The following is an 843-nucleotide window of genomic DNA, read 5'->3' as shown; positions in this document are numbered from 1 at the left end:
TAGGGTCAGGACTCATTGGTCACAGCCAGAAGATGACAGTGGCCGCGAGGGCAACAGCCGAGAAGAAGACCGTTGGACATCGGTCATAGCGGGTGGCGACGCGACGCCAGTCCTTCAGGCGGCCGAACATGATCTCGATGCGGCTGCGACGTCGGTAGCGGCGTTTGTCGTATCTGACCGGCTCGTTGCGCGAGCTCCGACCTGGGATGCAGGGCTGGATGCCTTTGGCTTCCAGGGCATCCCTGAACCAGTCGGCATCATAACCGCGATCACCAAGCAGCCATTGGGCCTTTGGCAGATCGTCGAGCAGAGCTGCCGCGCCGGTGTAGTCGCTGACCTGCCCGGCGGTCATGAAGAAGCTCAAGGGCCGCCCGTCCGCATCGCTGACGGCATGCAACTTGGTGTTCATGCCGCCTTTCGTGCGGCCGATCAGGCGGCCGAGATCCCCTTTTTAACCCGCAGGCTCGATGCCGTGCGGTGTGCCTTCAGGTAGGTCGCGTCGATCATGACCGTCTTTGGCACGGCCTCCGCTGCCGCGAGACCCTCCATCATGCGGAGGAAAACGCCCCTTTCACCCCAGCGCTTCCACCGGTTGTACAGCGTCTTGTGCGGGCCATAGTCCTTCGGCGCATCGCACCAGCGCAGTCCGTTGCGATTGACGAAGACGATGCCACTCAGCACCCGGCGGTCATCGACCCGCGGCTTGCCATGGCTCTTGGGGAAGTACGGCTGTAGGCGCGCCATCTGCTCATCCGTCAGCCAGTACAGCTCGCTCATCCACTGTCTCCTCGCAGAGCCTGAATCAGATCGCGATGCTCACATCAATGGGTCCTGACCCTAGCA

At 62.4% G+C, this 843-nt stretch carries 1 protein-coding gene; it reads right to left on the bottom strand.

Annotated features, from left to right (window positions below):
* Positions 1 to 19: 19 nt before the first annotated feature.
* A protein-coding gene (locus tag AC07U4_RS24835; RefSeq protein WP_495197607.1) for an IS5 family transposase occupies positions 20 to 777 on the bottom strand; the annotation gives its coding sequence in 2 pieces (ribosomal slippage) (positions 20 to 444 and positions 444 to 777; 759 coding nt in all).
* Positions 778 to 843 lie beyond the last annotated feature (66 nt).

Source organism: Sphingomonas sp. GW821-FHT02B09 (assembly GCF_059421875.1).
The sequence above is the reverse complement of the archived record's forward strand: the minus strand, read 5'-3'. Positions and strand labels throughout refer to the sequence as shown.